Below are 13671 nucleotides of genomic sequence, written 5' to 3' on the forward strand. Positions count from 1 at the left end.
GGGTTAATCCTTAACGATGTATCTGAGAATGACCGCACTCGACGCCTTCTTACCGTCTTTCTCTGCGGGCGTGAATTGAATCAGGCGCGCGGCTTCAATCGCGGCGGCGTCCATTTCTGCGGTCAAGCCCTGTCTGACCTTAATGTCTGTGACTTTGCCGGACCCGCAGAGCGTCGCGCGCAGAATAATTTCCTGACGATGATATCGCTCGCGGTCACGCTTAGTGAATTGTGGGTCGGGCTTCGCCGAAATCTTCGCCCTGGTGTCTACCGGTCGAATTACGGGAATCTCACATTCCGTTGGACTCGGAGAGGGAGTGGGACTGGGCGACTGTGATGCACCTGTGCCTGCAGCTGCAAGCATGAAGAGCGCGCTACAAATCACCAGGTGTTGCTTGATCATTGCTTGTTTGGACTGCTGCGCTCGGCCAATTTCACCAGGTCTTCGGGCATCCAGCGGCCGACACCTTTTTCCGTCGCGCCCTTGATGCCGCGGGTCCGATCATGCCAATCGTCACGCGTCCCTTCACCGCCGCGCTGGCTCTCGTAATTCTCGGTTTGTTCGAGCGACAAAATGATGCCCTGCGCGATGCCGTTCCAGTCTTTCTGCTGAATGCCGCGCAGCACCAACGGCAGACCGGCCGTCCAATCTTCTTCCGGAGCGCGCGCGTCCTGTTCAGGAATCGTCAGATTGTAAGTGGGCGGAAACGGCCCGCCGGAGAATTCGCGGACCAGTTGCTTGGAAAGGTCCTTATAAGAGGTTTGCGCATTCTCTTTGCGCATCGCCTGCGCGCGGCGAAAGAGATCGGCGACTGTCGGACCTGAATTCGGTTCAGCCACAATACACTCCGTTAAAAGAATTCTTGTGCGATTAAGTTACACCGCGGCTGCCGAGATGCACAACCTCCGCTCCTTGTTAGACGTTTTGTTTAGAGGCGGGCTACTGCCCGCCAGTTTGGGAATGGAAAAGGGCGGGCGGTAGCCCGCCTCTAAACGATCTGTAGTTCTTTCCGCGTAAATTCGTCTTCGACATTACCCGTGTTCAGGGTCGAAGCGGGTTCGAATAACACGACTTCGCACTCTTCCTCGGCAAAGGGCCGGTGTTCGACGCCGTGGGGGACGATAATGAATTCACCCGGCTCGATCCATTCCCCGCGTTCGTGTCCGTCTTCACGATAGTCCATGCGGAAGCGGCCCTTCACGACGAGAAACATTTCGTCTTCAGTTTCGTGATGGTGCCATGTGAAGGGACCCTGGAACTTAACGAGCTTGATTAACTGCCCGTTAAGTTCGCCGGCGATGCGCGGATTCCAGTGGTCTTTGATGAGCGAGAATTTGTCGGCGAGATTTGTCTTGTGCATAGGTCCCATGTGTCACATACGTCTCATAGGTCGCATGAGACAATTAAAACCCATGGGACCTACGCAAAATTAATTCGTGAGTCCCATCTGCCAAAGCATGAACGCGTAATCGAACGCCGTCTCGCGGAACGCGTCATAACGGCCTGACGCACCGCCGTGGCCGGCGCCCATGTTGGTTTTAAGGATCAGCGTGTTCTTGTCCGTTTTGTACTCGCGCAGTTTCGCCACGAACTTCGCGCCTTCCCAGTACGGCACCTGGCTGTCGTTGAGCGAAACCTTCACGAGCATGGCCGGATAATCCGCCTTGCGAATGTTGTCGTACGGCGAATACTTCTTCATGTAGTCAAAGGCTGCCTTCTCGTTCGGGTTGCCCCATTCGATGTATTCGCTCGTCGTCAAAGGCAGCGTCGCGTCGAGCATCGTGTTAAGCACATCGACGAAGGGCACTTGCGATACGACTGCCTTGAAGAGATCCGGTCTCATGTTGCTGACTGCGCCGACCAACAAGCCGCCCGCGCTGCCGCCCTGAATCACCAGACGATCTTTCGACGCGTACTTGTTATTGACGAGATGTTCAGCCGACGCGATGAAGTCGGTGAACGTATTCATCTTGTTCATCATGCGGCCGGCTTCGCGCCAGGGCTCGCCCAGCTCGCCGCCGCCGCGGATGTGCGCAATGGCAAACACGACGCCGCGATCCAGCAAGGCCAGGCGGCTGGCGGAAAACGATGGCGGAATTGAAGCGCCGTACGAACCATAGCCGTACAACAACATGGGCGCGGACCCATCCAGTTTCACGGTCTTGCGATAAACGAGCGAGATCGGAATCTTCGTGCCGTCTGACGCCGTCGCGAAGACGCGCTCAGCTTTGTAGTTGTTCTTGTCAAAGCCGCCGGGGACCTCGGTCTGTTTCTTGAGCACCGCCTGGCGCGAGTTCATGTCGTAATCGAACACGGAACTCGGCGTGGTCAGGGACTGATAGTTGTAGCGCAGGACCGTCGTGTTGAATTCGGCATTCTGGGACGGACTTGCGGAATAAACCGGCTCAGGAAACGCGATGCGATGACGCTTGTCGGATTTGAATTCGACGATCTCGATGTGTTGCAAGCCGTTTTCCCACTCGGAAAGTACGGCGTGGTCGGAAAACGTATCGATGTTCTCGAGCTTTACCGCCGGCCGGTGGGCGACGAATTCTTTCCAGTTCTTTTCGGAAGGATCCGAAACCGGCGCCGTCACCACCCGGAAATTCTTTGCGCCCTTGTTGGTGCGAATGTAGAACAGACCATTGCGATGGTCGACGTCATACTCGTGGTCCTTCTGTCGCGGGATGATGATCTTCCAGTCGGCGTTCGGATTGTTTGCCGGAATATAACGACCTTCGGTTGAGGTCTTGCTATACGAGCCCAGTACAATCACCGCCAGGTCGCGTGTTTTGCCGACTCCGATATCGAACAATTCGTCTTTCTCTTCAAAAATCAAATCGTACTTGTCACTGCCCAGTACGTGACGAAACAGTTTGTCACTGCGCTTGGTGACGGCGTCTTCGGTCACATAAAAGATCGTCTTATTGTCGCTGGCCCACGCTAAGTTGTTGACGCGCTCGATCTTTTCCGGAAACAACTCGCCGGTCGCCAGGTTCTTGATCTGAAGCGTGTATTGCCGGTAGCCGGTGTTGTCAGTCGAATAGGCGAGCAGCTTGCCGTCGTCACTCGGGAGAAACGCGCCGACAGACATGAACTTGTGGCCCTTCGCGAGCTCATTCACATCGATCACGATCTGTTCCGGCGCATCGAGGGTGCGATGCTTGCGGCAGAAGATCGCGTACTGCTGCCCTTCGACGGTGCGCGTGTAGTAGAAGTATTCACCCCGCTTGTACGGCACGTTGACGTCGGTTTGTTTGATGTGGCTGAGAATCTCGTTGTAGAGCTTCTCCTGCAGGGCCTCGGTATGCTTCATCATCGCCGTCGTGTAGGCGTTCTCAGATTCGAGATGCGCGATCACGGCCGGGTTCTTCTTTTCGCGCAGCCAGAAATAGTTGTCCATCAGCTTTTCGCCGTGGATGTCAGTAACCTTGGCCTTCTTTTCAGTCATGGGCGGATTGAGTTTGCCGGACGAATTTCCGTTTCCATCCTGCGCCAGCGCAGTCAACGAATTTACCAGCGAAATCGAGAGAAGCAAGAAGAGAAGAGGGATAGTGCGTTTCATTTAAGTCTCCAAATTAAGTTGTGGCTGTTTGTTTAGAGCTGGGCTAGTGCTCGCGTCTTCGAATGTAATAGGCGGGCAGTCAGCCCGCGTCTAAACGTTTGACGAGCGACCGCTCGTCAGTCGTGCACCGTTCAACCTCGAAGCGGGTCGCCCCAGCCGGACTGCACGTACTTACCGTCCTTTACGATGCAGGGCACGGTCGGATCGCCGCCTGAATATTTCAACATCTGGGCGCGAAATTCTTTGTTGGTCTGGGCGTCACGATCGATGAACGTGAGGCCTTTCGAGTTGTAGTACTCGCGGGCCTGCTGGCAGTAAGGACAGCCGGGTTTTGTGTAGATTACTAAAGCCACCGCTCGAACACCTCCAGGGCGAAGGTGGATTCTAGCAGAGATTTGGAGTGCGGTGGCAACTTGGAGTGCCTCCACCTCCCTCTCCCTTTGGGAGAGGGCTGGGGTGAGGGAGCGAAGCCTAGCGGCAAACAAAAGGAAGAGAAATATTTTTCCTTTCGTTCGCTAGAACCCTCGCCCTAACCCTCTCCTCAAGGGAGAGAGAACGCCTCCAAAGCGCCGTCGCCGCTGCGCTCTGCCGGCGCACTCCAAAAAGGCGGTCGCGCACCAACAAAAAAGGACGAGCGTGCCTCATCGCTCGTCCTTCTGGCGCAACCAGTAGGTTTTCCGGATTAGCCCCTCCGGGATGAAACTTTTAGCCGCGCCGGATATTTGACGCGCCGGCTACCTCAGAAGGACGAAGTTTTTCAGATACGTAACGTCTTAATCCCTCTCCCTTTGGGATGGCATTAACTTATTTGACTCATCAGGTTCGCAACCCGAAGGGTTGCTAGGGAGTAGCCGGGGGTCGCAGCGAAGCGTAGACCCCCGGAAATTGTTGGTGCAAGATTCGGCACCCTGAAAGGGTGCCAGACGGTCTGTGACCCTTTCAGGGTCAAACATCACAGACACTCGATCCCGGGGGTATCGCGCTGCGCGCTCAACCCCCGGCTACTCTCTTTCAGCCCTTCGGGCTGACCGAAACCCAAAGGCAGAGGGAGTCTCAGCATCTCTCACCAGAGCCGGCTGCGCGTCGCTTCGAATGACGAGAGCGGCTGTGTTTGCAAGCCGAAAGCCTGTGGGTTCTCGCCAATGATGGCCGCGGCAAAAAATCGCGGTACGTAATAGACATTCTCATTCTGAAACGTGGCATCAAGCTTGTGGCTGTTAGCGGTAAGCGCACAAATACTGCAAGCCGCATTTTCAGACGTCACCAGCAGGGCAAGATCGCGTTCGACGTTCCCTCCACCACGGTTGTAGGAAAGAATCGCCAGCGCTTCTTTCATCGGATCATTTTTGAATGTCTTCATGCTCCGCATGATGTAACGAGCGGCGGCATCGGCTGACTTATCAACGTCGAGAAGGTCCAGGGGCGTCAATCCGAAATGCGCGCCGGTCTTCTGGGTGAACTGAAACATGCCTAACGAACCCGCCTCGTTCGGAGACTGAATATTGATGTAGGCGGATTCGATCGCGGGGATGTAAAGACCAATCAGGGGCGACACTTTATGCTTCTTAAAAATGCCATTGATTGTTGGCGCGGACGACTGCCCGCGTTCAAACATTGATCGCGTGCCTTTTCCCGCCTCGTTGCTTTCGATGCGTTGCACGTAGAAGTCGACGTGCTTTTGGATGGTAGCTTCGAACGCGGGCGTGAATTGATAATCGTTTCCCGACATCTCGCGCGCGATGCTGCGCGCTTTGGCCGACACAAAGGCGGTGCGCTCAGCCGCAGTCATCTGCTGATAGAGCTTGTTTGATTGCGCATTTGCGACACGTCCCGGCGACATCGCGAAACAGGTTGCGATAGCAATTAGAAAAAATGTGAGTCCTCGAAGTTTCATTAGTTCATCTCCCTAAATTCAGATTTAAGCTTAACACCTCACTCTCATAAGCGAGATAACCGCAGCGAAGTGTTCAATGCGACGATAGGCGCGCCTCGGGGCGCTGGTAATGCACGCGGGAGGCGTGCGTACCCACGCAAGCGAGAATCAAAGCCGAAACTGTTCATCAATCGTCGCAAAATCTTCGTGATCGCCGAATGGTTCGCCGTCGCATTCACGTCTGATTAAAGATGATAAGATTGCGACGTTTTATGTCAGTCGCATCTGTGGAATTAACCGGGTTGTTGGAAGATTGGAAGCAGGGCGATCCGACCGCGCTGCAGAAGCTAACCCCGCTGATCTATGACGAACTGCGCCGCATCGCTCACCGCTACGCGCACCGCGAACGCAATGGCCACACTTTGGAGACGACGGCCCTGGTTAACGAGGCTTACTTGCGACTGGCCGGGAGTGAAAAGCGTGATTGGCAGAACCGCTCACATTTTTTCGCGGTCACCGCGCAGGTGATGCGGCACATCCTAATCGACCACGCGCGGCGACGCCATTACGTCAAGCACGGCGGCGGAGCGCAACAGGTTCCCATTGAAACAGCTCTATTAATGAAGAGCGAGCGCGCCGCAGAGTTAATCGCTCTCGATGAAGCGCTCGAGGAGTTTGCCCTGCTGGATCCGCGCAAAGCGCGCGTGGTTGAACTTCGTTACTTTGGCGGACTGAGTTTGGAAGAGACCGCCGAAGCCGTCGGGCTTTCTTTAATGACCGTGCGACGTGACTGGCAGGCGGCCAAAGCCTGGTTGTATCGAAGGATGAAGGATGAAGGATGAATGATGAGGGAGGAAGCAATCTTCGAAACTGTTCGCAACTTGGCAATTCATATGATGTTCAGTCCTATTCAAGTATCGGCAATTGGCAATTGCAAATCGGCAATGTGCTATGACTCCTGAACGCTGGCAAAAAGTCGATGAGGTTTTGCAGGCAGCTCTCGATCTGCCCGCCACTGAACGCGCCGCGTTGCTGGCCGAAGTGCGCACCGGCGACCCGGAACTGCATGAAGAAGCGCTCTCACTCATTGAGGCGCATCAAGAGGCGGGTGACTTTCTCGAAGCCCCCGCACTGGAAACCGATGCCCACGTGCTGCTTGAACGAGAGGAACCGGACCGCGAAATCGGACCTTATAAGATCATCGACCGGCTCGGCAAAGGTGGCATGGGTGAGGTTTTTCTGGCGCAAGATCGGCGGCTCGGTCGTCTGGTTGCGCTGAAAACCCTGCCTTCCTATTTTGTTTCCGATGACGAACGTCTGCGTCGCTTTCAAACTGAGGCCCGGGCGGCCTCGGCTTTGAATCACCCGAACATCCTCACCATCTACGAAGTGGGGGAAAGCGGCGGCACTCATTTCATCGCCGCGGAACACATCGAAGGCCACACGCTGCGCGAATTGATTAGCGCCGGCGAGCTCACGCTCGGAGAAGTTCTGGAAATTACTGCGGAGTTGCTTACTGGTTTGTCGGCGGCGCACGCGGCGGGAATTATTCACCGCGACATCAAGCCCGAGAACATCATGCGGCGCGCCGATGGGTCGATCAAAATCCTCGACTTTGGCATCGCCAAGTTGATGGAAGCGCCGTCGGACGATATGACGGCGTCATTCGCGCCCAACCAGACGCAGACCGGCGCGCTGATGGGAACGATTGGCTACGTGTCGCCTGAGCAGGTGCGCGGGCTGCCGGTGGACGAGCGCACCGACATCTGGAGTTGCGGCGTGGTGTTGCACGAAATGTTGACCGGCGAACGGCCATTCGCCGGCGTTACCAACGCCGACACGATTGTGGCAATTCTTGATCGTCCGCCGGCCTCACTCTTCGTCAGCAATTCAAAAGTTTCAGCGCTTCGGCAACTGCATCGGATTGTGAGCAAGGCGCTCAGTAAGGAAGCCGAAGAAAGGCATCGATCCGCTGCGGAAATGCTTGAAGAGCTGAGGACGATCAAACGGTCACTTGGTCAGGAAAGGCGGCCAGTGATCAGTGGCGAGACAACGGTAAAAGAACTGCGGACGTTTAGTTCTGAGAGTTCGCATCACGGGCTGCGTCGTTACCTGGTTCCGGCAGTCGTGGCGATCGTTCTGCTGATGGTGGCGGGTTTGCTCTACCGGCAGTTCCGACCGGGACCGCCTAACACGCCACCGCCGCCAAAGACCTACGCGCAGATGAACGAGGCCGAACAACTCGCTTTCGTTAGTGAACAAGAGCAGCGCATCTCGGCAATGATGGGTGAGCGCCCGATGAAGTTGAATGATGATGCGGTGCGAGTGATTAAGTCGCACGTCGATTATCACGTTGCCCGGCGGGCCGCGACGACGCCGGCGAACGAAGAGGTACTTGCCGCCCGGTATGAAAGAGCGAAGCCTTACATTCCGGTGATTTCCAGGGCCTTCGCCGCGCGTCGAATTCCGGTGGTAGTCGGGATCTATCTCGCGATGTTCGAGTCGGCCTATCAAGCGTGCCCGGAAAATGAGTGGGGCGCTAGAGGGATGTTCCAATTCCTGCCGCAAACGGCAGAGCGGTATGGCGTGGCGCGCGCGGACATGTGCGACGTCAACAAGATGGCACCCGCCGCGGCGCATTACATCGCCGATCGCATGGCCGAGTTAGGCGACGATTCGCAGAGCATGACGTTGGTGTTGCTCAGTTACAATCGCGGAGCTGAATCGGTGCGCGGTGCATTGCGGCAATTGCGAGAGACTGATCGGAATTACGAGAGGAATTTTTGGACGCTGTTTGCCAACCGCGACAAGTTGGACGAGAACTTTCGTAAAGAGAGCGCCAACTACGTTCCCGGTTTTTTTGCGGTCGCCATCATCGGCGAGAATCCCGAAACCTTCGAACTCGGTACCCCACCACTATCAAGTCTGGCGCAGTGAGGTCAGTACCGGTAGCGACCGGGTAATCGTGTCTAAATCTCGAACCGTGTTGCGAATCCGGTCGCTACCGCTCCCGGTACTGACCTCACCGTGGCTGCTCCGCGCTAGGTAATTTCTGATCTCAAGCTCACTTCCGATCCTTAAATTGATCGTTAAGCATCGTGTGGCGGCTGACCAGCGGCAACTGGCGCCCGGCGATAAACAAATGGCGAACGTTCGTCCGCGCTTCCAGCATGTCGCCATCAGTAATCACGAGATTCGCGAGCTTGCCGGCTTCGATCGAACCGAGACGATCCGCTACTCCCAAAATCTGAGCAGGATAAAGCGTAACCGACTTTAGTGCTTCCGCTTTTGGCAAACCATACGCCGCGGCCATGCCCGCGTTGAAAGGCAAGTCGCGCGTGTGAGCACCGGAGTCGCCTGCCGAGATGCAGAACCGCACACCGGCCGCCTGCAACTTCGACGCGTTCTCGTACATCGAGTCGTATCCGTCATCTTCGCGCAGCGGCAGGTTCAAAACGCCGTCAAGAATCACCGGCACGTCCTTCTGTTTTAAGAACGACGCGATCTTCCAGCCTTCGCTCGCGCCGAGGATGATCGGCTTCAACTTAAGTTCCTCGGCAAATCGAATCACCGCGCGCATCTCGCGATCGCGTTCCGCGCGGAAAATGATCGGCCGTTCGCCGCGCGCATAAGGAACCAATGCAGCGAGCTTCAGATCGATGGCTGGTCGCGGAACCGATCTTGGATCTCTGCGGTAAGCGTCCTGCGTCCGGCCATAGGCTTCAGCGTCGCGAAAGATTTTCCGCAGCTCTTCAATGCGTCGATCGCGTTGGGTGAGCGCTTCGGGCGTTATGTTTAGCGCACCCCCACCGAAACCGCCGCCACCGATGCGTGGAAACTGAATCACCAGCGCCGCTTCCGGAACCAAAGCCATTTCCCGGGGGCTACTGCCAAAGAGATTCACGAAAGCCGCTTGCCCCGAAATGATTCCGCCGGATGGTCCGGACAGAGCATTGGTAACGCCGGCGACGCGCGTCACCGCAATGTGCGCGCTATGCGGATTGACGGCCCAAATCGCGGCAATGTTTGGGTTCATGTCGCCGAGTTCCGTTGTGTCCATCGTTCCGGGTGCGCCGGTAGGAATTTCGGCCAGACCCATGTTCGTGGCGAGATCGATCATGCCGGGATAAACAATTAGTCCGCGTCCATCGATCTCCTGCGCGCCTGCGGGAACCGTAGCATTTGCGCCGACTGCGGCGATGCGCCCATTGCTGATAACCAGCGTCCCGTTCTCAATGTCTGCGCCGCTAACTGTGACGATTCGCGCGTTGCGAATGACGTAGGTCAGCAGTGGTGTATTAGTTAGTTTGGGATCGATGCGATCAGTGTCTTGCGCGAGTACTCTTCCCCTAAGGCCGGGGGAGATGAGAAACGCAAACAGCAACGTGAGCGACGCGATGAAGCGAAAGGTCTGCTCCCCTCTCCGCACGCGGAGAGGGGCTGGGGGAGAGGTTGGGCCGAACGTTAACCCCACCCCTAACCCCTCCCCGCTTGCGGGGAGGGGAACATAAGCGTTGTCGTATTGACCCTTCGTTTTCATCGCTTGTGGTCCTCCCGATCCTGAATGTCGTCGTCATGCTGGGACGCGCGCCGAATCGCAGATGGCGCGCGTGGCGGACCTCCACCCGGCGTAGGTTTATTCGGGTCTGCTGCTTCAAGTGTCTTTCGCTCTGCATCCATCTGTGCTCGACGCGCAATGTCTGCCTGGCGATCAAATAACAATTCGCCATCGACGAACGTCTGCTCGACGCGTGCATAGACGCTCAACGGATGCGCGGTCCAAATCGCCAGGTCGGCGTCTTTGCCCACCTCAATCGACCCGACCCGATTGTCGACGCCGAGTTGCATAGCCGGATTAAGCGTCACCAGCTTCAACGCTTCTTCTTCGGTCAGCCCGCCGTACCGCATCATCTTTGCGGCTTCAATATTCAAACGGCGCGCGCGCTCATCCGAATCTGAATTTACCGACGAAACGACGCCATGCCGGGTCATGATCGGCACGGCATAAGGAATTGCGTCGTAAGCTTCCATTTTGTAGCCCCAGAAATCGGCAAAGGCGGAAGCCATTCCGCCATGGCGCGCGATTTCGGTCGCCACCTTGTAGCCTTCGAGGACGTGCTGGAACGTGCGAATCTTGAAACCGAATTCGTCCGCCAGATTAATCAGCATCAGAATCTCTTCGGCCCGATAGCAGTGCGCGTGCACATAGCGCTTGCCTTCGAGAATTTCGACCAGCGGCTCGAGTTCCAGGTCGCGACGTGGCGGCATCACGTTTTGATCGCGACGCGAGACCGCGGCGCGGTAGTCGTCCCAATCGCGTTTGTAATCACGGGCGCGCGTGAAGGCGTCGCGAATCACTTCTTCAACACCCATGCGCGTGGCGGGATAGCGTGGTTGCAAACCGGGAATGTTGAAGTTGGTGCGCTTCGGATTCTCGCCGAGCGCAAACTTGATTCCAGTCGGCGCGCCGGGAAAGATAAAGTCCGCCGCGGGATGTCCCCACTTGAACTTGACCGTCTGGCTCAGCCCACCGATCGCGTTGCACGAGCCGTGCAGCAGCAAAGCGGAGGTCGTTCCCCCCGCCAGCCCGCGATAGATGTTGATCGCGTTCGGATTCAGAATATCCTGCGCGCGCGCCATCGAGGTGACCGACTTGGTGCATTCATTCACCGAGCCGTCCATCATCGCGTGCGAGTGCGCATCGATGATTCCCGGCAACACGAACTTACCGGTGGCGTCGATCACGCGGGCTCCCGTAGGCGCGCTCAAGTTTTGCCCCACGGTCGCAATCTTCCCGTTACGGATCAGAACGTCCGTGTTTTGCAGCGTGCCGCGCGTCACCGTCAGCACCGTCGCATTCTTTATCAGAGTCGTTTGCGCTGCATCGCGCGGTTGTGCGCCGATGTTAATGCACGCGAAGGTCACCAGGCAGGCGATTAGAAACAGTCTTTTCATTTCAAGAACTCCACAAACTGGAATCTTCCGAAGAGCCATACTAACCGATTGGAATTGGCAGATTCTGCCAGATAATCGGAATGGGGACAATCAGTTTGTGCTTTCAAATCCCTAATCGTCGTGCGAACACGCAAAGCCGCAGCGCGGCGAAATGTTTATAGCCCCCCGCGGCTTCATTCCGCGTTTCTTTCGCATTGAGCGAAATGCGAAGCATTTCGCTCAATCTGCGAGTGCTAAGAAGAAGAACTTTTTGACTATAAACATTTCGTGCCTACGGCACTCTTCGACGATCGCCTCGCTGAAGCGGGAGGTTAATGATAAATTCGAGTTCATCAAATCAAGTCATCGTTATGAACAAACGTAAACCATTCTTTACGGGCGCGACGCTTCTAATCCTGGCACTGGCATTCTCAGCTTCGGCGCAGGACCAGCCGCTGAAGATTGATTACCGGTTGGGCATGTCCCAGCCCAGCTCGCACTTATTTGAAGTCACAATCGAAGTGCGACTGCCTGACACTGCAAAACCTGATTCATTGGATTTTCAAATGGCGAAGTGGTCGCCGGGCCGTTACGCGGTGTTCGATTTCGCCAAGAATGTTCAGGAATTCCGCGCCCTCCTCGGCATTTGTCCGGAAACCGCGGATTGCACGCAGCCTGACGCCCCGGTCACTCGAGTGGATGACCAAACCTGGCGAGTGTCGTTGCGCAATACGCACAGCGCCACAATCACTTACAAAGTCTTCGGGAACGATTTGTCCGGAACGTTCTCACAACTTGATTCGCGTCACGCGAATTTCAACGGCGGCTCGATCTTCATGTACATCGTGAATCACAAACAGGATCCGGTTAGCCTCTCGATTAACCCGCCATCAGGGTGGCGCATCGTCAATGGCCGGATCGAGAAACGAGATCAGCGCCAATGGCACTTTCCCAACTGGGACGTAATGATCGACACGCCGACTGAGATCGCGCCGGATTGGACGCAAGACACTTTTACGGTCGACGGCAAGCAGTATCACGTCGTGCTTCACGCATTCGGCAAACACGGAAATAAGCGGCCGGCGTTGGTGCGGGACATCGAGAAAATTGTCCGCGCAGAGATCGCGATGTGGGGACCACCGGAGTTGGATTCGTACACGTTTCTAATTCACTTCGCGAACGATGGCCATTCGGGTGACGGCATGGAACATCTGACGTCAACGCAGATTATTCAGCCGGGCGAACTCAGCGATCCGGAGCAATACGGCGGCGCGCTCGCCACCGCCGCGCACGAATTCTTTCATGTGTGGAACGTAAAGCGTTTGCGGCCGATCGAGCTTGGGCCCTGGGATTTCACGCGGCCGTTGCATACACGCGGACTCTGGATCGCCGAAGGCGTCACAAATTACTACGGTCACCTGATGATGCGGCGCGCGGGTTTGTGGAACGACACCAGGGTTTTGAAGACCTTCGCGGATCAGATCAGTGAAGTGGATAACGCGCCGGGCAGTAAGTTAATGAGCGCGGAAGAATCTTCGCTGTCAGCGCCGTTCATCGACGACGCGCCGCACGCGCAGGAGACTAATCTCGCGAACACGGCAATCAGCTACTACCCGAAAGGTGAAATCATCGGCCTCGTGCTCGACCTCCTAATTCGTGGAAAGACAAAAGGCAAAGCGTCCCTCGACGATGTGATGCGGCGGATGTACGAAGACTTTTATTTGAAGAGTTCGAACAGTAGTTATTACCTGCGCGGTCGTGGGTTCCGCAATGAAGACTTTGAAAAAACGGTCTCTGATGTCGCCGGCACTGACATGAGCGACTTCTTTCGCCGTTATGTCCGGGCCGTGGAAACGCCTCCGTACGAAGAAGCGTTCGCGCAGGTTGGTTTGAAATTTGTTCGTGAACCGCGCGGGCCGGTCACCGTGGGCATCGCTCCAGATGAAGGCGACAAAGCCAATTTCAAGATCGCGAGTGTGCGACCAGGCTCTCCAGCGGCGACCGCCGGTTTGGAAGAAGGTGACGTGATTACGTCATTCGGCGGAGTAAAACTTATGCCGGCGAACTTCTTGAAAACAATCGGCCGTTACAAACCCGGCGATCGGGTGCCGGTAGTTCTGCAACGCGGCGGCAAAGTACTCCGGCTTACGATCGCGTTGGGCGAGCCGATGCTCTTCAATTATCGAATTGAAGAGAACCCGAACGCATCGGCCGAAGCGAAGGCGTTGCGTGCGGCGTGGTTGAGCGGGAAGTAAGATGCACCGTTTAGAGGCGGGCTCCCGCCCGCCAGTCTCTGACT

The 13671-nt window shown here is 56.2% G+C and carries 11 protein-coding genes; 3 read left to right on the forward strand and 8 right to left on the reverse strand.

Annotated elements, in window-relative coordinates; translation table 11 throughout:
• Nucleotides 1–3 precede the first annotated feature (3 nt).
• The 6 genes from VFX97_18490 to VFX97_18515 form a co-directional block, all read right to left on the reverse strand.
• A complete protein-coding gene (locus tag VFX97_18490; GenBank protein HEX5705195.1) occupies nt 4–402 on the reverse strand; it encodes a TonB family protein in 399 nt (132 codons plus the stop codon).
• Nucleotides 399–839: a hypothetical protein gene (locus VFX97_18495; protein ID HEX5705196.1), complete on the reverse strand. Its 441-nt coding sequence runs from the start codon at nt 837–839 to the stop codon at nt 399–401. Before VFX97_18495 ends, VFX97_18490 begins: the two co-directional genes overlap by 4 nt.
• A 149-nt stretch (nt 840–988) precedes the next feature.
• Nucleotides 989–1360 (reverse strand): cupin domain-containing protein, encoded by a 372-nt coding sequence (locus VFX97_18500; GenBank protein HEX5705197.1) that lies wholly within the window; start codon nt 1358–1360, stop codon nt 989–991.
• A 69-nt stretch (nt 1361–1429) separates the two neighbouring features.
• Nucleotides 1430–3565, reverse strand: a complete 2136-nt coding sequence (locus VFX97_18505) for a S9 family peptidase (protein HEX5705198.1) — start codon at nt 3563–3565, stop codon at nt 1430–1432.
• Between the two features lie 131 nt (nt 3566–3696).
• On the reverse strand, nt 3697–3918 hold the full coding sequence (locus tag VFX97_18510) for a glutaredoxin (protein ID HEX5705199.1): 222 nt from the start codon (nt 3916–3918) through the stop codon (nt 3697–3699).
• A 710-nt stretch (nt 3919–4628) separates the two neighbouring features.
• Nucleotides 4629–5459 (reverse strand): transglycosylase SLT domain-containing protein, encoded by an 831-nt coding sequence (locus tag VFX97_18515; GenBank protein ID HEX5705200.1) that lies wholly within the window; start codon nt 5457–5459, stop codon nt 4629–4631.
• Nucleotides 5460–5710: 251 nt separating this feature from the next.
• Between VFX97_18515 and VFX97_18520 the strand changes: the two genes are divergently transcribed.
• Nucleotides 5711–6280 carry a sigma-70 family RNA polymerase sigma factor gene (locus VFX97_18520; protein HEX5705201.1) on the forward strand — a complete coding sequence of 190 codons (570 nt, stop codon included), beginning with the start codon at nt 5711–5713 and terminating at the stop codon, nt 6278–6280.
• A 109-nt stretch (nt 6281–6389) separates the two neighbouring features.
• Entirely contained in the window at nt 6390–8375 is a 1986-nt protein-coding gene (locus VFX97_18525) for a serine/threonine-protein kinase (GenBank protein ID HEX5705202.1), read from the forward strand.
• A 127-nt stretch (nt 8376–8502) separates the two neighbouring features.
• Here the strand turns inward: VFX97_18525 and VFX97_18530 are convergent, their stop codons facing one another.
• Nucleotides 8503–9978 carry an amidohydrolase family protein gene (locus VFX97_18530; GenBank protein ID HEX5705203.1) on the reverse strand — a complete coding sequence of 492 codons (1476 nt, stop codon included), beginning with the start codon at nt 9976–9978 and terminating at the stop codon, nt 8503–8505.
• The gene (locus VFX97_18535) at nt 9975–11393 is read right to left on the reverse strand and encodes an amidohydrolase family protein (GenBank protein HEX5705204.1); all 1419 of its coding nucleotides are present in this window, start codon (nt 11391–11393) and stop codon (nt 9975–9977) included. Before VFX97_18535 ends, VFX97_18530 begins: the two co-directional genes overlap by 4 nt.
• Before the next feature lie 350 nt (nt 11394–11743).
• Here VFX97_18535 and VFX97_18540 point away from each other — a divergent pair, with 350 nt between their 5' ends.
• Complete coding sequence (locus VFX97_18540) at nt 11744–13627, forward strand: PDZ domain-containing protein (protein ID HEX5705205.1); 1884 nt, start codon at nt 11744–11746, stop codon at nt 13625–13627.
• Nucleotides 13628–13671: the final 44 nt, after the last annotated feature.

This window comes from Pyrinomonadaceae bacterium (assembly GCA_036277115.1).
Taxonomy (GTDB): Bacteria; Acidobacteriota; Blastocatellia; order Pyrinomonadales; family Pyrinomonadaceae; genus UBA11740.

Excerpts from the sequence above, each read along its gene's own strand:
- VFX97_18500 (HEX5705197.1), bottom strand. The coding sequence starts at position 1,360 with ATGCACAAGACAAATCTCGCCGACAAATTCTCGCTCATCAAAGACCAC.
- VFX97_18530 (HEX5705203.1), bottom strand. The coding sequence starts at position 9,978 with ATGAAAACGAAGGGTCAATACGACAACGCTTATGTTCCCCTCCCCGCA.
- VFX97_18535 (HEX5705204.1), bottom strand. The coding sequence starts at position 11,393 with ATGAAAAGACTGTTTCTAATCGCCTGCCTGGTGACCTTCGCGTGCATT.
- VFX97_18505 (HEX5705198.1), bottom strand. The coding sequence starts at position 3,565 with ATGAAACGCACTATCCCTCTTCTCTTCTTGCTTCTCTCGATTTCGCTG.
- VFX97_18515 (HEX5705200.1), bottom strand. The coding sequence starts at position 5,459 with ATGAAACTTCGAGGACTCACATTTTTTCTAATTGCTATCGCAACCTGT.
- VFX97_18525 (HEX5705202.1), top strand. The coding sequence starts at position 6,390 with ATGACTCCTGAACGCTGGCAAAAAGTCGATGAGGTTTTGCAGGCAGCT.
- VFX97_18490 (HEX5705195.1), bottom strand. The coding sequence starts at position 402 with ATGATCAAGCAACACCTGGTGATTTGTAGCGCGCTCTTCATGCTTGCA.
- VFX97_18540 (HEX5705205.1), top strand. The coding sequence starts at position 11,744 with ATGAACAAACGTAAACCATTCTTTACGGGCGCGACGCTTCTAATCCTG.
- VFX97_18520 (HEX5705201.1), top strand. The coding sequence starts at position 5,711 with ATGTCAGTCGCATCTGTGGAATTAACCGGGTTGTTGGAAGATTGGAAG.